We start from the raw sequence: 21409 nt of genomic DNA, 5'->3' as shown, positions 1-21409 counted from the left end.
TTTTCTAGCACTGGGCCAATTTATGGAGTTTCTCTTGCCTTTTTCATAGGTTACGTAAGAAACTTAAAAAATAAAAGTTTTTATTCAATAATTTGTGTATAAGGGATATTATTTTACTGCTAGTGAAATAAACCAGAATGAAGTCTATTTTATTGACAAGGCCTTTATTAGATTCGTTGAGCACAAGAAGCACGCTAAAAAAATATGGATACAAAGTTTTTATAGAGCCAGTATTCACAATAAAGTACTTAAATCCTGATATATCCGCGCACGAATTTGATGTTGTGATATCTACAAGTAAAAACAGTGTAAAGGCTTTCAGTCAAATATGTAAAGAGTATGGCTTTCCAATTATTACGGTTGGTAATTCAACCATGCAGGCTGCAAAAAATTTGGGATTTTCCGATATAATCTCAGCAGACAGCAACGTTGATGGTCTGATATCATGCATAAAATCTCATTATTCAAATACAATAAAGTTCTTATATATAAGGGGACAAGAAGTATCATGTGACCTAAAAAAAAGATTATCTGAAGAAGGTTTTAACGTAAGAGAAGTTGTACTCTATAAAACAATTACTAAAAGGAGTCTAACTAATAGGTGTAAAAATTTACTATTGGACGGTAAAATTGATAGCGTTGCTTTTTTTTCCTCACAAACTGCAAGGGTATTTTGTTCATTAGTTCTAAAAAGTGGGCTATCTCCTGTGATGAATAATACAGTTGCATATACCATGAGTAAAAACATTGCTGATAGTTTAAAGTTAATCAAGTGGAAAAAAATTATAACATCGAGGTTGCCCACAGGGGAGAGTTTAATTGATATAATTAATAAGGATTGTTGATGCTAAAGATTGCAACTTGGAATGTAAACTCCATACGTAAAAGAATTAACCAACTTTGTAGTTTTATAGTTGATAGTCAGATAGATATAGTTTTGCTGCAAGAGATAAAATGTACAGAAGAGCAATTTCCTTATGCAGAGATAGAAAAGTTAGGATATGAATATGCTGTCTATGGACAGGTTGCAAGAAATGGTGTTTGTGTTTTATCTAAATATCCAATACTGGAAAAATTAAAAATTGATGTTGTAGAGAGTCATCAAGAAGCACGTTATATAGAGTGTGTGATAAAACACTCCAATAATAAGGTAAGGGTAGGAAGTGTATACGTTCCAAACGGTCAAAGCCCAGACTCTCATACTTTTGAGTATAAACTCAAGTTTTTTGATAACCTATATGAAAGGATGGGCACTTTGTTGAAAAATGAAGAGTTAACTATTATAGCTGGCGATTATAATGTTGCACTGGATGAAATTGATGTTTTTGATTCAAATTTATTAAATGGCCAAGTGTGCTTTCATATAAAAGAGCGTGAGAAATTAAGAGCGATCTTGAATCTTGGTTTTAAAGATGCATTTAGAATATCTCACCTCAACTTACAACAATTCACTTGGTGGAATTATCAAGGCAATTCACTCAGAAACAATCAAGGAATGCGAATAGATCATATGCTGCTATCGCCACAAGCTGCAGATAAATTGGAAACATGTTACATAGATGATAGGTTGCGTAAACTAGAAAACCCATCTGATCATACTCCTGTTGTATGTGTTATAAAACAATAAAAGACCTATTACACAATTCACCTTTGGCAAATAGGTCTTACTTGACTGCTGTCTTTTCTGTGCTTTTGGCTGGCTGATCTATAGTAATTTTTCCATCAAGCATAGTAAGCTGCTCACCCCCTTTATTTCCCACCTGAGGAGCTTGTTCCGGAGTAGGTTGTTTTTTACTCCCGTCAGCAATTGTTTCAAGAGAGCTTTCAATTGGGGTTTTTAAAATATCATCAATACCCTTGCGAATTTTTTCATTCAATTTTGCTCTCTTTTCTGTATCATCTTTATCTGGTGAGCTAGGGTCATATAAAGTACCTGGCCTATTATTTGAAAAAAGAACTTCAATTCCTCCCTTTACAGCAAATATTGTACCAATAACAGCAGCAACTATCGCAAGTGTAGTAGGACCAAAAATTAATATTGAAGCAATGGAAAAAAGAATAGGAAGAAAAACCTTACGTAAGCACTTTGTTACCATCTCTTGATCACTAAGTAGTGGTTCATCCTCTTCTTTTTTATCTCCACCTAAAAATGGTATTTTTTCTTTCACTCCATCCATAAAGGAGCCAGAAATATTTTTCGGGTCTATTTTTATTCCCAATGGGAACCCAACAAGTTTTATTAGTAAATCTTTAGCTTCTGTACCACGTACATCATCTAAGCATTCCTCTACTACTTGCTTTACTTTACTATCTTCCTCTCCAGCCAATTTTTTCTCTCTAACTTCTTTAAATATAGAAAGTAAAAACTGACAAAAATTCTCTTCACTGAGTGGTCTTATTTTTTCCGGATTGACATTAGTTAGTAGTATCTTCTTATAAGCTAATATAAAATAATCAGTTATTCCTTTGCTCTCCTTTAATTTGGCTTTAACTTCTAATACTTTTACAAAGTAATCGTAAATTTCCTTATGTTCCTTCTTGAAGAGCATCTCATTTTGCCCGGTCACCTGAGTAGATGACTCTAAAGGCTTATTTTTTGCTTTTGGAACTGTCATAACGATCTATTTGTACTAACCTATGCTATAATTATAGCATATTTTTCGCATTAATTCAAATTTCTTAGAACCTGTCTTGAAAGGGAAAAAAGAAAAGAATAAAGCAAGAAATAGAAAAGTAACAAATGATAAGGGAATGTAAAAAATTGCTTCCATATATTTTAAATCTGATTATAATTACAGTTAGAGATATTTTAAGAGCTCAAAATCTATCTTTGTCTGCAGACTTTTCAGTCAAATTTTTAATCAAAAAGCGTAGCGTATCTTCTTTAGTGCATGTAAATATGCTTAATCTCTGTTGTATGTGCGCTGCACTTTTTTCTAATCTTTTTTTTACACAGGGGGATTTTATGTCCAGAATTCCAGATATTTGACCTTTACTTTAGCTAAAAACCAATAGGCGCCTATTGTTTAACGCTAATTAAAATAAAAATTTTTCTAATATATAGAAAAATCACTGTTTACTGAAAACGGGGCAAGAAAGCTGCTAATGTCACAGAATTTTAGGTAAACGTTGTTTGCTTAACGTGCTCTCCTTACTTCAAGAACTCTTTAATATGACTACTATTATACTTGCGAAATTAACCACTCAAGGCATCCGTTCAGGGGTGTGGCAAAATAAGGTAAAAGTGAATTTACAACAATAAGGCAGTGCCCAGACACTGGAATGGCTTTGTTGCACCACTCAAGGAAAGAACAGGCAGTTACTGATGGAATTTGTTATAAAATAGATATTTAGCCGACAAAGGAAAAATATGCCAATAAGAATGAAAGTCAGTAACTGCAATGAATATAACAAATTTCTTCAAGAAAGGGGAAATGTTTTTCATTATATCAACGATGCCATTGAAAATTGGTACGAAAATAGTCCAAAAGTAGCAGGTGGCAACAATGTCTACAGCGACAAAGTAGTGATTCTAATTCACATAATAACCTATCTATTCAGGATTGGTCTTAGGCAAACAGTGGGATTTATAGAGAAATATCTTGAGCAAATAGGGAAAATTTTGCAAATTATCAGCTATTCGCAGGCTTCAAGAAGGTTTAAAAAGCTTAATATCAAAATCAACGACTGCAGAGTTGATAAGAACGATATGGAAGATATTGAAATTGCTATAGATAGTACAGGTATCAGCATCTACAATAATATTCCAGGCCATAGTAAGGCAAATGGTACAGATAGAAAGTATCGCCGCTATGAGCAAACAAGATGTAATGCTAGAGATAGGTAGTAAAAAAGTTATAGCTGCAAAATACAGTAGTGGAGTTTATTCCGACCACTATGGAGCCTGTGATCTTATTGAAAGAGTGGATACCAAGTATAACATAAGCACGATATATGCAGATAGATCGAAAGAAGTTATACAAACTGTGCGATGAGCTTGACATAAAGACAAGGATTCCTCCGCAAAATAATGCAGTAGAGCATCCAAAGTTGGATTATATGAATGAGAGAAATTCTACAATCAAGCTCATAAAGTCATATGATGAAGATGGTATGAAGAGGTGGAAAAAAGAGATAAATTATTGGAAGAGATCTTATATAGAAAGTTTTTTCTCGCGACTGAAGCAAATATTTGGATTTAGTTTTAGGAATAAATCTGAGATTAATCGTGAGAAGGAACTGCTACTCAAGTGTTATTTGCTTAACAAATTTACTGAAATAGGCATGGCTAAGTTTGATATAGCTTCATGAATTTATTATACATTACCCACTATCCGAAGAGCTGTGCAACAAAGCCCACTGGAATCCAGGAATTTTTTGAGCACAAAGGAGATCTTATTCTAAGTTTTTATTGGTAAGAAAGGCTGGATCCCAGTGTCGGAGCACTGGGATGACAAAAAAGGAGGCTACTAGTATAAAGGGGCAACGGTTTAGATCGTTTTTAACTATTTGCCTTTTTTCTATGCAAGAAGTGTATTGATAAGTCCATTACAATTCAGTATTGTGAAAAATATAAGTCAAGTGTTAGTTAGGACATGGGGATTTTTTTTCAATTTTTGGGTAAGATGCTAGGCAAGGTTTTTCCTGCCAAAATAGTAAGCTCTTTTTTAGGAGTAGGATATTTACCGGGTTGGCAGCATTATTGGTCTTCTTTTCTAATATTATTTATTACCGACATTATATTAATGCTTACATACGGAGGTGATTTTATACTATATAAAATGCCGAATTCAGGCATAGTTGTAGCTGCTATTTTTACCAAGCTAGCAATAGTTATGTTAGTGCTGCAATTAGTTGGCATATCTATTTTTCATACTCAAGATCCTTCAGCCAGCAGTGATGAGAATATAGTAATACAAATAGCATCAGGACAGGTGATGACTGTTGCGTTTTCGATGCCGGCAATAATGTCAATTTATTATATTGTAAGTAAATTCTATTTAAGTATATGCAAGGCAATACTTCAATGTCCATTTTGGTTTAATGATCTTATGCATTTGTTCTTTTTCTTTATAATACCTTATTTATTTTTTAATATTGTAGAAGTAATAAAACCATGGCCGATAAGTACGATACAGCTTAGTTATAACAATGCAATATCAATCACATTTGAAGGGATTTTTCATGTGTTTTATGCAGTGATTTTATTGTACTTGACTGCATTTATATTCTGCGATCTGACTATGCATGATGCGATTGTTTTAAACAAAAGCATATTTGAGTATGTAAAAGAAAGTTCAATAGCCTTGAGTGACTATTTTCATGGCACTATTAAAAAAATAAGTATAGAATAGTACTTATTTGCTTATGTATTCAGTTTAAAAGATATACAGTTTGCGTGAATCTACAGGATATAATAAAGGGATTACAAGATTTTTGGGCAGATGAAGGGTGTACTATACTTCATCCATATACGTCTGAAGTTGGAGCTGGAACACTACATCCCGCAACAATCATGTCAGCGATTGACGAAAAATCAACAAAAATTGTGTATCTACAACCAGTAATCAGACCTGCAGACGGACGCTATGGCGACAACCCTAATCGTTTATATCAGCATCATCAATACCAAGTTATAATAAAACCATCTGGCAGCAATTTGCAAGATATTTACTTAAATAGCTTAAAAGCTCTTGGTGTATCGACAAAAGAATATGATATTAAGTTTATTGAAGATGATTGGGAAAACCCAAGTGTTGGCGCATCCGGTCTTGGTTGGGAGGTTACATGCAACGGAATGGAAGTAACACAACTTACTTATATACAGCAAGTGGGAGGTATTGACTGCAGAATAATTCCTGGTGAAGTAGCATATGGGTTAGAGCGTTTAGCAATGTGCATACAGGGTGTAGATAATGTTTACGACATAATGTGGAACGATAATGGTGTAACTTATGGAGATATTTTTAAACAAAGAGAGCGAGAGTTTTCTTACCTGGCACTTGATTATTATGATACTAAAGTAGTACAACAGCAGTTTGAGGATACAGAAAAACTGTGTAAATTCCTTGTTGAAAAAGAATTGCCGATAGCAGCTTATGACCAATGTATTAAAACGAGCCATCTACTTAATCTACTTGATGCAAGAGGTGTGCTTGGTGTGAATGAACGTACAGCCTATATTGGTAGAGTGAGAGAGTTAACAAAAAAATGCTGTGAATTATATAGAGCAAAGTAGAATATGTTGTCACAATTATTGTTTGAATGTCTTTCAGAAGAAATTCCATCAAGAATGCAGAATTCATCTGCAGCTCAGGTTAAGAGCTATATCACTAATGCTTTTAGTAAAAATAATGTGAAATTTGCATCTATAGAAGTTTATGTGACTGCACGTCGCATTGCTCTTTTTATTGATGGCATAAGTGCTTTAGAGCTAAAAGATTCTAACAATGAAATTAAAGGACCAAGAGTTAATGCACCGAAAAGTGCTATCGAAGGTTTTTTGAGAAAAAATCGGAAAGGTGAAGAAGATTTACTCATTCGCAAAGTAAATGATGAAGATTTTTACTTCATTAAGAGAGAAAGCTGCTTATTTAACATCAACGGGTTTCTCAAAAATCAACTGGAGGAAATGCTAAAAAACTTTTCTTGGCCAAAGAGTATGAGATGGAGTGAAAGAAAAGAGAGATGGGTTAGGCCAATTAAAAATATTCTATGTATTTTAAATGACGAAATAATACCTATATCTTTTGCAGGGGTTACAGCATGCAACGTGACGTATGGTCATAGGTTTCTTTCAGGTGATGCAGTACTTACTGTTAAAACGCCCAAAGACTATTTTGAATTGTTAGAAAAAAATAATGTCATTCTCCAGTTGGACAAAAGAAAGCAATTTATACTAGATCAGATTAATAAGTTTACAAAAGAGGAGAACTTACAACTTGAAAAAAATGATTATTTACTTAATGAATTGGCAGGGCTTATAGAGTGGCCAATAGTATTATTTGGTAAAGTAAAATCATCAGAATTACCGAAGAAAGTAATACTTAGTATAATTAATACGCAGCAAAAGTATCTTGCTTTAAGTGATGGACAGAAAATATCACATTTTGTTACTGTTGTAAATGTTAACAACAATGAAGTTGTCAAAGGCCATGAAAGAATATTAGAAGCACGTCTTGCTGATGCCCAGTTTTTGATATCTCAAGACAAGAAGGAAAACCTAGATTACTATGTCAAAAAATTGAGCTCTATTTCATTTCATGCTTCGCTCGGTAGCGTAGAAGAAAAAGTGAAGCGTATTATCGCTCTTTCAAAGTATATAGCGATATTTATTCCACATGCTTCATTAATTAAAGTTGAACGTGCTGCATATTTAGCAAAGGCAGATCTTGCAACGTTGATAGTGAAAGAATTTCCGGGATTGCAAGGAGTAATGAGTGGATACTACGCTTCTTATTTTCAAGAGGATAAAGAAGTAGTGGAAGCTATAACTGAGCACTATAAGCCAATTGGATCGGACCAAGAATGCCCTAGATCTCCTACTGCGATTGCTGTAGCTATTGCAGACAAAATGGATAGTTTGGTTGGCTTAATTGCAGCAGGTGAGAAAATCTCTGGTTCGTATGATCAGTTTGGTTTGCGTAGAATGACAATTGGTATAATTAGAACAATACTTGAAAATAATTTGCATATTCCAATTAGATTGCTGATAGATAAGTCAGTATCTTTATGTTCAAGGCTTCTATTGAATAAAAATATAACTCCAGTTGATAAGCCAAGTGAAAAACAAATTTTAGAACTAGTATTTAAATTCTGCTTAGAAAGGTTCAAGATTATTTTAAAAAATAGAAATATAAGGCAAGATGTTGTAGATTCAATACTATATAAAGTCGATATTAATGATCTGCTGAAAGCGGAAAAGCAAACTGTGATATTGGATCGTTATCTTAGTACAAAAGAAGGTGAACAGGTTCTAAGCACTTATAAAAGAGCCAGTAACATGATGAGCAAAGTGAGAAAAAGTGATGGCACTACTTATAATGCATCTTACAGTAAGAAGTTTTTGATTGAAGATGAGGAGATTGCGCTATCAAATTGTGCTATATCTGCTTGTAAAAACATCAAACAAGCGATAGAAAATAACGACTTTAATACAGCGCTTGATGAACTTGCTCGTTTTGCTCCATTTATCAATCAATTTATGGACAGTGTAAAGATTAACTGTGATTCTAATGAGCTTAGAATAAACAGGTTATCTTTGCTTGCAAATGTTGTTTCTACCTTTCATTTAGTAGCAGAGTTTAACCTTATACAGGTTAAACAATTGATAAATGCTCAGGCAATATAAGGAACAAATCAAATCATCTCCACAATCCTGTGGCGTTTATAAGATGATTGGAGATAAGAGTAAGGTTTTATACATTGGTAAAGCAAAAAACTTGAAGTCGAGATTATCTGACTACCTTCAATTCGAAAACCTTTCTGAACGAATCAGAGTAATGATCTCACAGGTTATTAAGGTTGAAATATTCATCACTGAGAATGAAATCGAAGCATTGCTTCTTGAAGCACAGTTAATAAAATCGTTAAAACCATCTTATAATATTTTGCTTAGGGATGGAAAATCTTATCCTTATATAACAATTTCTAAGCATGATTATCCAAGAATAGCGAAATATAGAGGTAAGTTTAAGAAGAATGAGTTTCATTACTACGGCCCTTTTCCATCTGCTGCTGCTGTTAAGAACACTATATTATCATTGCAAAAAGCTTTTCTCTTAAGAGTATGTTCAGATCAATATTTCTCTTCAACAAAAAGACCATGTCTTGAGTATCAAGTTAAGCGCTGTTCAGCACCATGCGTAGATAAAATTACAAAAGATGATTACTGCAAATCAGTAAAACAAGCACAAGATACTCTGCTAGGAAGGAATAAAGAAGTGCAAAGACAGCTATTTTCTACAATGGAAAAGTGCAGTAGGGAGATGAACTACGAGCTTGCTGCTGTCTATAGAGATCGATTGAAATTTCTTCAGCAAATTCAAATGCAGCCAATGGATTTTTCTTTTGAAGAAGATGCAGATTTCTTTAGCGTTGTACGTGAGGCAGACTTAGCATGCATTGGTGTACTATCTTTCAGAGATAAAGGTAACTATGGAAGCATTCCTTACTTCATTGAGAATTGTAGTGATCATTCAAATGATGAAATTTTATCCACCTTTTTGGTCAATTTGTATAATCCAGTTAACACACCACCAGCGCAAATTTACGTTCCCGATTTTATTAAGGATAAGGAAATTATAGAACAAGCACTTTATGCTCTTACTCAAAAATCAATAAAAGTTTTGCATGCGAAAAATAGTAAAGAACGTGATTTGTTGAATTTTATTTACAATAATTCTCAGCATAGTCTAGAACAGAAGCTTACTGATTATAGAAATAACCTAGAAAAGCTCGAAGAGCTTAGGAAGATTTTCTCGTTACCAAATATTCCAAAGCGTATCGAGGTTTATGATAATAGCCATATATCTGGAAATCAACAAGTTGGTGTGATGATTGTTGCAGGGCAGGAAGGTTTTTTAAAAAGTGAATACAAAAAATTTACTATAAAAGAAGAAATTTCAGGTGATGACTATAAAATGATGAGAGAAGTGCTGACTAGACGTTTCTCTGGCAATATAAAAGATATAATCCCTGATTTTTTACTGATTGATGGCGGTCCAGGACATGTTTCCATAGTGCAGAATGTGTTGGAAATATTGAATATAAAAGTTCCTTTTGCTTGTATGGCAAAGGGTCATGATCGTAATGCAGGAAATGAAAGATTTTATGTGCCGGACAGAGAAGAATTTACTCTAGCAAGTGACAGTAAGGTCATGCTTTATTTACAATTGCTGCGTAATGAAGCTCACCGTTTTGCGATAACTTCGCATAGAAAAAAACGCGATAAACAGTTTTTTGCTTCACAATTAAGTGAAATATCCGGTGTTGGCAGTAAAAGAAAGAAGGCACTCATGTCTCATTTTGGTTCTGTAGAAAATATAAGCAAAGCTTCTCTAGCTGAAATTCAAAACGTACCTGGAATTAGTAAAGGTTTAGCAGAAATCATTCTTCAACACGTGAATTCTAAGAAAGGTACTCCTAAATAGGTACTCTAAAATTAACCTTTATTTCTTCTTAATAAGACATAAAAAGCTCCTTTGCCACCATGTTTTTTTATGGCTTGCTGATAGTATAAGATCATATTTCGAACTTTTGTGTCATTCAACCACTTATTTAAGCTATTCTTTATAGTGTCTATTTTATCTGTACTATTACCATGCCCCGTAATTACCAATAAGCACCTATTCCTTGCTTGATAATTTTTGATAATAAAATCTATCAATTTACAATAAGCATTATCTATACTATAGCCATGCAAATCGAGTTTATCGCTTATAAAATATTTGCCCCTATCGATCTTTAATTTTGTATTGTAGTCAAGACAAAATGATGAATCACCATTATCAGTATTAAGAAAATTTTCTTGTAAACTAGAGGCACCTTTATCAATCATAGATTTTATATTTACTTTGTGATCAACTTTCAAAGTAACTTTTCCACATTCTATTGGCTTAACATTTTTTTGCCAATCTAACTCATCATCTGACATAAATTCATTAATTGAACTGCATAATTTTACAACAATATATAAACACAGTAAAATATCGCTTATTCTATAAAAAACTGATTTTCAATAATGAGATGAAATCATCAAAAGCTAATGAAAACTGTTGGATATATGGAAAGCACACTTGTATTTCAGCATTAAGAAACAAAAATAGGCGGTGTATAGAACTGTTAGTAACAGAAAATTTCTACAGAGAATTTGAGAAAGAAATTAAACAATGTGCAGATAGTAAGGGCATTAAACCTCGACTGGTAGAGAACAAAATGTTCAATGATGTTTTACCCAAAGGTGTCAATCATCAAGGAATTGCTTTAAAAGTTGCTCCTATTTTTCACAGCTTAAATATCGAAGAAATAGCTGAAGGTTCAGGTGACAGCTCTACTATAGTCATTTTAGATCAAATTACTGATACACACAATATAGGGTCGATTTTAAGAACCTCAGCTTGTTTCAACATTGATGCACTGGTTTTACCACATCACCATTCACCGAGCGAAAATGCATCTATCGCAAAAGCAGCAAGTGGAGCACTGGATATTGTTCCTCTAATATACGTTACAAACATAGTAAAAACGATGGAGTCTTTAAAAAAGATAGGCTACTGGTGTTATGGGTTTGATTGCAATGCAAAGGAAAATATAGATGAAATAAAGAATTTTGGGCAAAAAAGAGTAATTATTTTTGGTTCTGAAGAGAAAGGAATGCGGAGATTAGTGAAAGAAAGTTGTGATTATCTTTTAAAAATTCCAATGTCAAACGTAATTGATAGTCTAAATGTTTCAAACGCAGCAGCAATAGGACTATATTCCATTTACATTAAAACAAAAATCACTGCAAATTAGTTGCAATAAAACAAGGATGTCATTCCAGCATGTGATACTGGAATGACAACAGTGAATGACATCTTGCGATGTCATTCACTAGCACTTACATTACCAATCCCAAGAAAGAGGTGAACTTGAATCTGTTGGAATCTCGAAGGATGGCTGTGACACTATCTCTTTTATCTCATTTTTAAGCCATTCGCTACCATCTTCTCCAGCTTCTTTAATAGCTTTCTTGAAACTGCTCTCTAGTACAGCTTTAGCAGCTTCAGTGACGTTACCATTACCATTTATAGCATTTCCTATTGTAGTTAACTTAATTAACTCAGCGTTTAAGTCAGCAGGCATCTTATCAGTCTTAGCCTTTATAGCAGTGACATCAGCTCCTAAGGTATCTGTAATCTTATCAGTCTTAGTTTGTATTGCAGTAACCTTATCTCCTAAATTAGCAGAATTTGTAGCAGTTTCTATAGCAGTTACTTTAGCTGTTAAGTCAGCTGGAATAGTATCAGTTTTAGCCTTTATAGCAGTAACATCGGCAGATTTAGCTAAAGGAGCTAGTTCAGCAGATTTAGCTAAATTACCTAACTCAGTTCCTAAATCAGCAGGCATCTTATCAGTCTTAGCCTTTATAGCAGTGACATCAGCTCCTAAGGTATCTGTAATCTTATCAGTCTTAGTTTGTATTGCAGTAACCTTCTTTCCTAAATTAGCAGCACTTGTAGCATCTTTTATAGCAGCAACATCAGCAGTAAAGGTATCTGGAATAAATACAGTCTTAGCCTTTATATCAGTGACATCAGCTCCTAAGGTATCTGTAATCTTATCAGTTTTAGTTTGTATTGCAGTAACCTTGTCTCCTAAATTAGCAGCATTTGTAGCAGTTTCTATAGCAGTTACTTTAGCTGTTAAGTCAGCTGGAATAGTATCAGTTTTAGCCTTTATAGCAGTGACATCAGCTCCTAAGGTATCTGTAATCTTATCAGTCTTAGTTTGTATTGCAGTAACTTTATCTCCTAAATTAGCAGAATTTGTAGCAGTTTCTATAGCAGTTACTTTAGCTGTTAAGTCAGCTGGAATAGTATCAGTTTTAGCCTTTATAGCAGTAACATCAGCAGATTTAGCTAAAGGAGCTAGTTCAGCAGATTTAGCTAAATTACCTAACTCAGTTCCTAAATCAGCAGGCATCTTATCAGTCTTAGCCTTTATAGCAGTGACATCAGCTCCTAAGGTATCTGTAATCTTATCAGTCTTAGTTTGTATTGCAGTAACCTTATCTCCTAAATTAGCAGAATTTGTAGCAGTTTCTATAGCAGTTACTTTAGCTGTTAAGTCAGCTGGAATAGTATCAGTTTTAGCCTTTATAGCAGTAACATCAGCAGATTTAGCTAAAGGAGCTAGTTCAGCAGATTTAGCTAAATTACCTAACTCAGTTCCTAAATCAGCAGGCATCTTATCAGTCTTAGCCTTTATAGCAGTAACATCAGCAGATTTAGCTAAATTACCTAACTCAGTTCCTAAATCAGCAGGCATCTTATCAGTCTTAGCCTTTATAGCAGTGACATCAGCTCCTAAGGTATCTGTAATCTTATCAGTCTTAGTTTGTATTGCAGTAACTTTATCTCCTAAATTAGCAGAATTTGTAGCAGTTTCTATAGCAGTTACTTTAGCTGTTAAGTCAGCTGGAATAGTATCAGTTTTAGCCTTTATAGCAGTGACATCAGCTCCTAAGGTATCTGTAATCTTATCAGTCTTAGCCTTTATTCCTGATATCAGATCTGTTCCGACTTGAGTTTTTATGGTAACTAAGTCAGCGCTTAAGTCAGCTGGAATAGAATCAGTCTTAGTTTTTATTGCATCTACATTAGTTCCAATACCTAATAATGTAGCAATTGCACCTCCAGTCATGAACTTTGTTGCTGTAGCACTGTAATCTATTTCAGCAGCACCATTAGGTTCATACTTAAAAGTGTTGAAAACATTAGTAGCATTGTCTACACCAAAGGTATACTTATTCTGTGCAGCATCTTCATAAATTATGCTTTTAATGTTAGGGGATGGTACATTTCCTCCAGAGTTGTCTTTAAAAGTTAAACTAGCCATATCACTTTCCGTTAATTATAAAAACCATAATGTGCATGAAAATAATATAAATTCCGTAAATACTAGATTTTGCATAAGATTTCCTTGAAGCTTTTCGCTTCAGAATTCTTCTCTTGTGATCTAAGTATGTAGCAGACGATGTCATCCTAGTAGCCCCTTTGGTGTTATTCCAGTGCTTGACACTGGAATCCATTTTTCCATCATAAGAAACGTTGATTACTTTTATACTAGCAAATTTACTGGATGCCAGTGTCTGGGCATTGGAATAACAAAAAGAGGGCAGGGCCCTCCTTATATATTAGATATAGGCTGAGTTATGATCGTGATAAACGTGATCGCTTGCGCAGTCGAACATTTTCACAAAACCATTCTCTAGATAGAGATTATATTCATGATGTTGATCTAATAACTCAAAGTTATCTTGTGTTTCTAAGCTAAAGTGACTTGAATCTGATAGCAATTCGTAATTTGGATTATCTATTTTACTAATGCTGCTTATTACTTTGCCATTACCATTTGATATAGCCAAACTATAACTATCACCATCCTTCATTATTTTGATGGATACCTTATCTTCAGGTAACACTATAAGCTTTTTCGTGTCACTATCGTGAATTAGAAATTTGCCATCTTTAAAGTAATACTTGTCTTCCGGCAAAGCACCAATCTTATAATCCGATGTATGCAGTTTGTTCCAAAAATCTAACACAGATTGCTTATCTGCTCCTTCTGCTCTATTATACAAGGCTTTCACATCATTATAATCTATGATTACATTTGCCTTATGCTTTCCTTCTACATCTCTATCATAGCTCTTTTCTATTTTCAAGATTGTGTCTTTCAACACTACCTGCTCTTTCTCCTCCACTGAAGCTGACCTTTTTGCCCTTGTTGGAATTTGTGGTTGATCAGACTGTATTTCACTGTTGTCGTTTCTCTCTTCAGCAACAACATTAGTAGTACTATGAACTTCTGTCTTAGTTTCACTTACTTGCCCTTTTGGACTTTCGGTTTGTTTCTCTTTTGTGAATATTCTCTGATAGTCCGTGTAGCCTCTGTTAGTATCGCCGATATCGCCACTGCCTTGATCGAAAGTTATTTTTTTACTTCCATTTCCCATATTCTCAATTTCAACTTGAGGAGAAACAGATGCGAGGAAATCATTATAGCTGTAGTTATAATCAGCAGAAAAGAATATTTTTCCTTTGAAGTTATGGAAATTATTAGATAACATTCCTATTTCTTCATCAGTATCACCATCAAATAGTTTTACTTTAGTGAAATATCTTTGATTGTTGATTCTCACTATTTCACCACTCGAGTTTCTTTGTATCTGATAATCATTTGGATCATGTTTAATGGTAAAAAGTTTACCAGGGGCATATTTTTCTAAGTTTATAAGGCCCACATTTATATGTTTATGAGAATAATCTCTCTTTTCATATTCATGTGCAAATACTGGGTTGATATATTTGTATTCTTCTGGTATAGTATTACCTTGAGCATCATACCTATATTCATTACCACGTTCATCAGCTGGCACTAATTTGTATCCTTCATCCTTTTGCACTAACTTTAGATGAGTAACTTCTTCAGGTAACTGATAGCGTACATTTTTTCCGTGATCATGAATGAATAAGTTACTCCCATTTACAACTTCACCTCTTTCATTTTTCATCTCTTCAGTGATATAGAAGCCCATATTTTTGAATGCATGTAGATTTTCGCCTCCTTGCTTTACAACCGCTTCGTATACATCGTCGTCTGTTCTATCAGTCCCTTTATCATCCAATAATGTTCCTTTTTCTACGATTACACCGCTTTCTCTTTGCTCATCAGAATATTGAGCATGCTTTGAATCCTGATGATTTAGAATTTTGGTCCCTCTAAGAAGCAGAGAATCTAAATCTTTTTGAATGTGTCCAGTGCTAGGATGCAACAATTCATTTTCATGTAAATGTGCTTCATCAAAGTATTCATCACGTTCAACTGTTCTGCCATCTATCAGAGAAGCTTTATAATGACCATTTTCTTTTGTAATAGCCATATAAGCACCACCGTCATATTGAGTATTCAAGTTGTGCAATATGTCCTCAAAAACAAAAGTTTCTTTAGTTTGACCTTCAACTTGCTTAAAAAAGCCCGATTCGCTCGACAACTCTCCAAGCTTTGTATTCCCATCATATATAGATAGTGCACCCATATCTCCGTGACCAAGAGCTTGAATAGAAAAAATCTTGCCTTCTTGTAGATCAATATGATTTGTACCTCTTATCAAGTTTGGATCGATATTAACCATCTCTTCTAACATCTTTTCTACGTCAATGTTCTGAGTTTCTTTTACTTGTTTCAAGCCAGCGTTTATGGTTTTATCAAGCAAATCATCTTTCAGTTGTGTATATTTGTCCTGTGTAGCATTATATAATCTCTTATCTTCATTATGATAATTAGTGCTGGCTGAATTGCATTTTTCTACAAATTTCTCATAAGAGATCTCTCCTCTTTTGTATTGTTCGTATGCATCATGACGCTGTGTTTCTTCCTGTTCACGCAGGTTTTTCAACACATCATTATATTTTATATCCTTCTGCTTATCTAAGTCTTCTTTCCCATCATAGTAAGATTTTCTAAGATCTTCACCATGTTTTGATAATATCCTCAAAGCTTGCATTTTATACTCTTGACTATTTTGATATTCATTACCTTGTTGATCAGAGTAAGTCAGCTTAACCTGCCCATCAGTAGTTTTTACTACCTTTAAAAAATGATATTCCTTTGATATATCGAGGTTATCATTTGTTGCCCTATTAACAGCACGAGCATAATCGTAAAATGACACATGCTCTACAGCAGAGAAACTTCCAACGTTTTCTCCATCTATTTTTTCTATATTTGCTTTATAATACGATACATCTTTAATTTCTCCACCCACTATTTCTTGACCAGTTGCTATAAAATCTCCTTTTGTAACTTGCAAAGCGTTGAGATGTTCCATTGCAGTTTCTGTATCATTCTCAGCAAGCCAACTTTTGAAGTCAGCATCATGTCCTTTTATGTCTTTCAAGAAACTTTTTGACTCATCTGAGTTACCTTGACGTAAAGCATCTAGGTAGTCTCTTAATAAACTAGGATCTTTTTCCTGTAAGTACATTATCAACGCATGACCAGTTTTATACACTAAACTGTTTTCTTCACCATTGGCTGAGTATTGTAAATTTAAAATTCCACCTAGATCCAAATTTGCGGCTTCAGTTTTATCAATGCTTGACCCTTGAGCATTGAACTTGTGATCTGAATGATGTTCAAAGTAATCTGCAATTCCCTCCATTAATACTGTAGGTAGAGATTTTCCTCCTGTAGCCAAGTAAGTTAAACCATGTGCAAATTCATGCTGAAGGTTATGAACGCCACCTTGCTGATAGACATACATCTCAGCAAAAATATCAGCTTCTCCTTTGTAGTAACATTTACCACCTTCATCTCCAAGGTAAGAACCAAAACGTTCGCTTCCACCAAGGTGAGTGTAATCAGCCTTATCATCAAACACATAAATTTTGAATGTTTGTTCTGAGCTACCAGGCTCCAGCTTAAATGCATCTTTAAAATTAGTAGCTGTTTCTCTTATCTCACTTTCAATGTGAGCAACTTTACTTGCTCTTAAATTATGAGAATAAACTTCTACTTTAATATTTAAATCTTTAACTTATATGATATGCTTGTTGTTAAAATATTCATCTTTAGATATATTTTTATTTACTTGTCGATTGATTGTCATTACTTTAACCCCTAATTTATTAGTCTTTACAATATCAAGCATAAAGCTACTTCCGCTAAGAAAGTGTAAATTCTCATATTGATATAATTTGTATCTTAATAAAAAAGTATAGATAGTTAACTCAATATGAAAAATCGAGAATATAGCTAAAATTCCATGGCTGTTAATAAGTAGCGGAATTATAATTAAGAAATTTACTGAGTAGAAAAAAAGGTAAAAAAATCCTTTAGTAGCGAGTTTTATAATGTAAATTGGCGTTGTAATAATGTCCTAACAAGCGCGATTTGGCTGAATGTAGAAAAAATAAAAAAGACATGCAGCCGCTATAATTTTTATGTAATTTGCCAATAAATATCTGAGTTTTTTACTGAATTTTTGTTGTTGAACCCGCGAGGATCAAAAACAAGGATAAGTACTCTTATTGGTATGATAAGGAAAGTGGGAAGGTTTGTCAAGGAGTTTCATTCAGCAAGAAGTCTAAAAGCAAATTGACTTTCATTTCACTGAAGCACTATACTAAAGCTACGATGGGTAATTAGCTCAGTTGGTAGAGCACTTGCTTGACGTGCAAGGGGTCGCTGGTTCGAGCCCAGTGTTACCCACGATTTTTGCTCATAAAAAGATTTTATATGACAGCAGTGCACAATGGCAAACACTCAATAGCAGAGTCCAAGCGCTTAATTTATTCCATAATAATAGTCGCAATAACAATGCTTATGGAGATAGCAGGTGGAGTAATTTCACATTCGCTTGCTCTACTATCAGATGCAGGACATATGCTCACTGATCTTTTTGCCTTGGTTTTAAGCTGGATAGCACACAAATTTTCAGCTAAGAAATCTGATTTACAGAGGTCATATGGGTATCACAGATTGCAGATAATTGCAGCATTTGTTAATGGTTTAACTCTATTTTTCATTGCAGCGGTCATTATAATTGAATCAATAAAGAGATTCATTTGTCCAGTCAATGTGGAATGGAAAGTAATGCTAATAATTGCCACACTTGGCCTGATCTCTAACATTATAGTCTTTTTTATATTACATAGTAAATGCGAAAGTAATATAAACATAAAAAGTGCTGTATTGCATGTTATCGGAGATATTTTAGGTTCTGTAGCTGCTATACTTGCATCCATAATTATCATGTTTACCGGATGGCAAATAGTGGACCCTATTTTGTCAGTATTTGTCAGTGTAATAATCTTAAACAGTGGATATAAAATTCTCAAGAATTCTTGCCATATACTCCTTGAAGGTACACCTGAGAGTGTATCTGCTGAGGAGATAAAAAGTGAGATTGTATCTAAGTTACCTGAAGTGATAGATGTGCATCATATACATGCATGGTCACTATCTGATAATTATTTTATACTTACTATGCATGCCAAGATAAAGCAAAATGGGCAACATACTAATATTCTGTATGAGATAAAAAAAATACTATTAAATAGATTTGAAATTGCACACTCTACAGTTGAAATTGAATACGATGAGTGCGTAGACAGTAAAATACTTAAGCATTGACATCTATAGGCTATTTGTTATTACTACAATATCATAATATTATAGAGGGTAGGCTATGATAGGTATTTCCCAAATACAATTTCCTGGAAAGGATTCTTACAGATTAAAGACAGCAAGTTACTTCGCAGCTTTTGTTTCTTTAAGCATTTTAGTTAATCCTGCCAATGTCTTTTTATCTTTTGCCACATTGTTTTTTAGATCTGAAATAAAAACTTTTTACGTTTATAAAGACATAAAAGCTGCAAAGCAGGAAAAAATAAGTAAAAAGGAATATTGGGAAATATTTTTTGAGAAAAATAAAATTAAGATAGCATCTTTCCTTTTATTTTTTGCTTCTGTAACATATCTAACCTTTACAACTACTTTTCTGCTCGTTTCGTTACTTGCAACAATACCATTTGCAATGGTTTTAATTCTATTACAAAGTGAATTAAGGCCAAAGGATTTTAATCCATTTACGTTACTCAAAGCTGCTATAAGTTTCTTTTTAGAAGGCATAAAAGAAAATACTCGCAGTATGACAAATAAGTTTGATGATACTTATGAGCATTTACTGCCCCATCAATTGAATGACGATATTAGTAATAATATTGGTAAGTTAATACGCAAATATGATCCAGTACCAGAAGACGCTATTAATAATGAGGGATTTAAAGAATTTATTGAATATATAAATCACTTACATATGCTTGATGGCCAACCATTTAGTAATGAGAATAAGGGAAAATTAGTAATGTTTTTGCAAGATTTTTGCAAAGGTAATGAGAAACATAGCTCTGGCTTCACTGGTGGACAAATTCTTCTGTTAGTTCTTAGAGCCTGCAATGATGGAGATAGAGAAGCTGTAAAAAATAAAAAAGACGCGTTGATTGCAAATTTACTAGATAGCCAAACTTTCTCTAGAAAAGAACGAATTCCTAACACATGTTTTACTGGTATTATCTACAGAATGTTAAGTACATTAGAGGGTATTCATTCCGATCCAGAGATTAAATTTACACCACCTAGACAAATGCTCCTTACAGAAGCAGAAAATGAAGCACGTAAGTTTATGTTAGACAGGCTAAAAAATAGGAAAAACGGTAAAGAAATTCTTAGGGCTTGGCATAACGCCCAAAATAATTATGAAGATGATAAAAGTCAAAAAATAGTTGATGATTTTATTGCAGAAGTAAGCATTACTTTAATGAGAAGATTACTGAGTTTTACTTCTCAATATAGTGAACAAATTGTGCTGACGTTAATGAAAAATATTAACTCTGTAAAGTTAAATAAATTAGAGCACTTTGCGCTGTCTCAGCACATAACAAATAAACTACAGGGGGATGGTTTAGACGATCAACTCGAAAACATCAAAGGAAAAGTCTTTTTGGAGCTTTTAAACCAAAATTTACTTAGAACAGATTTTTTTCTCAAGGACTCATCTTTAACTGAAGCTAAGAGAATAGCTAGCAAAATAATAAAAGAAGAAGTAAAAGAATTAAAATTGAAAGCCAAGAAGACTATTAAGGGTCAAGTGGACAGAATGTTAGATAGTTTAAGAATGTTACCACTAAAGAAAAGGTGTTATAGGGTATACACGGAACTGAGTAAAAATAGCAGAGACGATAAAGAAGAAATAAAGAAAATTCTGCAAGAAAAGCTAGCAATAACAGAAGCAGTGATAAATAACATGTTAAAAAAAGAAGCTTCACACAGGCTAGAGATAGAGATTGAAGATATTTATAATCAAAATAAGCGCAATGTAACCACACTTTATGAAAAAATACAAGAAGTGAAGCAAAGATTCATTGAAGATGAATTTTTAATACCTCAAGAAGTAGAGAGTATAACAAAAGCAAAAATTATAGACTTAAATAAAGAAGACAAAATAATGCCATCAAGCAGCTTATCTCGTAATTTAAGTGTTAATAACCTAGCAGTACACCGTTTATAAAAACCTGTGTTCCTTGCTTTGCAGAAGATTTGCAATATTTCTATAGTGCTTCAAGAAAATTAATATTGCTACAGTAAGTAGTGTAAGAAATAAGTCTTTTTGAAAAAAGAAAGATGCTAATAAAGCTGCTGTAGTAGAAATCAAAGAAGCAAGGGAAGAATATCGAAAAATAAAAAATACTACTAACCAAACAAATACAAACACTAATGACAAAGGGATACTGAGTGTTACCAAAATCCCTAAAGTTGTTGCAACCCCCTTTCCTCCGTTAAACTTCAGCCATATAGGAAACATATGTCCTAGAACTGCTAAAACAGCAGATGCATATATATACATATCGTTACTATCAAAGAATTGTTGTGCTATATAAACTGCGATAAATCCTTTAAATGAGTCCAGAAACAACGCCAAGGCAGCAAGGAATTTGTTTCCTGTCCTTGCAACATTTGTAGCACCAATATTTCCAGAACCTACTTCTCTTAAATTTATTCCTTTTACTTTTGCAATAATTAAGCTAAACGGTATTGAACCGAATACGTAGGATAATATAAGAATTATATATTTCTCCATTAT

The 21409-nt window shown here is 33.6% G+C and carries 14 protein-coding genes, 1 tRNA gene and 1 pseudogene; 11 read left to right on the top strand and 5 right to left on the bottom strand.

All coding sequences use genetic code 11. The features are described from left to right. Window positions 1-137 precede the first annotated feature (137 nt). Together CAI20_RS03210 and CAI20_RS03205 are read left to right on the top strand one after the other, a co-directional pair. Window positions 138-845: a uroporphyrinogen-III synthase gene (locus CAI20_RS03210; protein ID WP_007302498.1), complete on the top strand. Its 708-nt coding sequence runs from the start codon at window positions 138-140 to the stop codon at window positions 843-845. Further along, on the top strand, window positions 845-1627 hold the full coding sequence (locus CAI20_RS03205) for an exodeoxyribonuclease III (protein WP_149168788.1): 783 nt from the start codon (window positions 845-847) through the stop codon (window positions 1625-1627). The genes CAI20_RS03210 and CAI20_RS03205 overlap by 1 nt, the downstream gene beginning before the upstream one ends. A gap of 37 nt (window positions 1628-1664) precedes the next feature. On the opposite strand, the gene CAI20_RS03200 is transcribed toward CAI20_RS03205, so the two are convergent. Then, a complete protein-coding gene (locus tag CAI20_RS03200) occupies window positions 1665-2615 on the bottom strand; it encodes a hypothetical protein (RefSeq protein ID WP_007302496.1) in 951 nt (316 codons plus the stop codon). A gap of 755 nt (window positions 2616-3370) precedes the next feature. On the opposite strand from CAI20_RS03200, the pseudogene CAI20_RS06895 reads away from it, so the two are divergent. The 5 genes and pseudogenes from CAI20_RS06895 (at window position 3371) to uvrC (ending at window position 10151) form a co-directional block, all read left to right on the top strand. After that, a pseudogene (locus CAI20_RS06895) lies at window positions 3371-4311 on the top strand (IS5 family transposase). A 284-nt stretch (window positions 4312-4595) separates the two neighbouring features. After that, window positions 4596-5354 carry a hypothetical protein gene (locus CAI20_RS03175; RefSeq protein WP_007302495.1) on the top strand — a complete coding sequence of 253 codons (759 nt, stop codon included), beginning with the start codon at window positions 4596-4598 and terminating at the stop codon, window positions 5352-5354. Between the two features lie 44 nt (window positions 5355-5398). After that, complete coding sequence (locus CAI20_RS03170) at window positions 5399-6238, top strand: glycine--tRNA ligase subunit alpha (RefSeq protein WP_007302494.1); 840 nt, start codon at window positions 5399-5401, stop codon at window positions 6236-6238. Between the two features lie 3 nt (window positions 6239-6241). Continuing rightward, on the top strand, window positions 6242-8350 hold the full coding sequence (glyS, locus tag CAI20_RS03165; RefSeq protein ID WP_019236898.1) for a glycine--tRNA ligase subunit beta: 2109 nt from the start codon (window positions 6242-6244) through the stop codon (window positions 8348-8350). Further along, the gene (gene uvrC, locus CAI20_RS03160; protein WP_012481994.1) at window positions 8334-10151 is read left to right on the top strand and encodes an excinuclease ABC subunit UvrC; all 1818 of its coding nucleotides are present in this window, start codon (window positions 8334-8336) and stop codon (window positions 10149-10151) included. Before glyS ends, uvrC begins: the two co-directional genes overlap by 17 nt. An 11-nt stretch (window positions 10152-10162) precedes the next feature. Here uvrC and CAI20_RS03155 read toward each other — a convergent pair whose 3' ends face one another. Next, window positions 10163-10654, bottom strand: a complete 492-nt coding sequence (locus CAI20_RS03155) for a Smr/MutS family protein (RefSeq protein ID WP_007302491.1) — start codon at window positions 10652-10654, stop codon at window positions 10163-10165. A gap of 92 nt (window positions 10655-10746) precedes the next feature. On the opposite strand from CAI20_RS03155, the gene rlmB reads away from it, so the two are divergent. Continuing rightward, window positions 10747-11514, top strand: coding sequence for a 23S rRNA (guanosine(2251)-2'-O)-methyltransferase RlmB (gene rlmB / locus CAI20_RS03150; RefSeq protein WP_007302490.1), 768 nt, complete (start codon window positions 10747-10749; stop codon window positions 11512-11514). Window positions 11515-11604: 90 nt separating this feature from the next. Here the strand turns inward: rlmB and CAI20_RS06640 are convergent, their stop codons facing one another. Together CAI20_RS06640 and CAI20_RS03140 are read right to left on the bottom strand one after the other, a co-directional pair. Further along, window positions 11605-13599 carry a hypothetical protein gene (locus tag CAI20_RS06640; protein ID WP_246111618.1) on the bottom strand — a complete coding sequence of 665 codons (1995 nt, stop codon included), beginning with the start codon at window positions 13597-13599 and terminating at the stop codon, window positions 11605-11607. 298 nt (window positions 13600-13897) lie between these two features. Further along, window positions 13898-17146, bottom strand: coding sequence for a peptidase M2 (locus tag CAI20_RS03140; protein ID WP_246111617.1), 3249 nt, complete (start codon window positions 17144-17146; stop codon window positions 13898-13900). 757 nt (window positions 17147-17903) lie between these two features. On the opposite strand from CAI20_RS03140, the gene CAI20_RS03130 reads away from it, so the two are divergent. The 3 genes from CAI20_RS03130 (at window position 17904) to CAI20_RS03120 (ending at window position 20836) form a co-directional block, all read left to right on the top strand. Then, window positions 17904-17976: transfer RNA gene (locus CAI20_RS03130), tRNA-Val, on the top strand. A gap of 27 nt (window positions 17977-18003) precedes the next feature. After that, a complete protein-coding gene (locus CAI20_RS03125) occupies window positions 18004-18900 on the top strand; it encodes a cation diffusion facilitator family transporter (protein ID WP_007302486.1) in 897 nt (298 codons plus the stop codon). A 55-nt stretch (window positions 18901-18955) separates the two neighbouring features. Next, window positions 18956-20836, top strand: coding sequence for a hypothetical protein (locus CAI20_RS03120; protein WP_149168787.1), 1881 nt, complete (start codon window positions 18956-18958; stop codon window positions 20834-20836). Here the strand turns inward: CAI20_RS03120 and plsY are convergent. Continuing rightward, complete coding sequence (gene plsY / locus CAI20_RS03115; RefSeq protein ID WP_149168786.1) at window positions 20831-21406, bottom strand: glycerol-3-phosphate 1-O-acyltransferase PlsY; 576 nt, start codon at window positions 21404-21406, stop codon at window positions 20831-20833. The two genes, CAI20_RS03120 and plsY, sit on opposite strands and share 6 nt — an antisense overlap. Between the last annotated feature and the right edge of the window lie 3 nt (window positions 21407-21409).

Origin of the sequence: Wolbachia endosymbiont of Chrysomya megacephala (genome assembly GCF_008245065.1) — a bacterium.
Lineage (GTDB): Bacteria > Pseudomonadota > Alphaproteobacteria > Rickettsiales > Anaplasmataceae > Wolbachia.
This window is presented reverse-complemented; position numbering and strand designations above follow the sequence as displayed.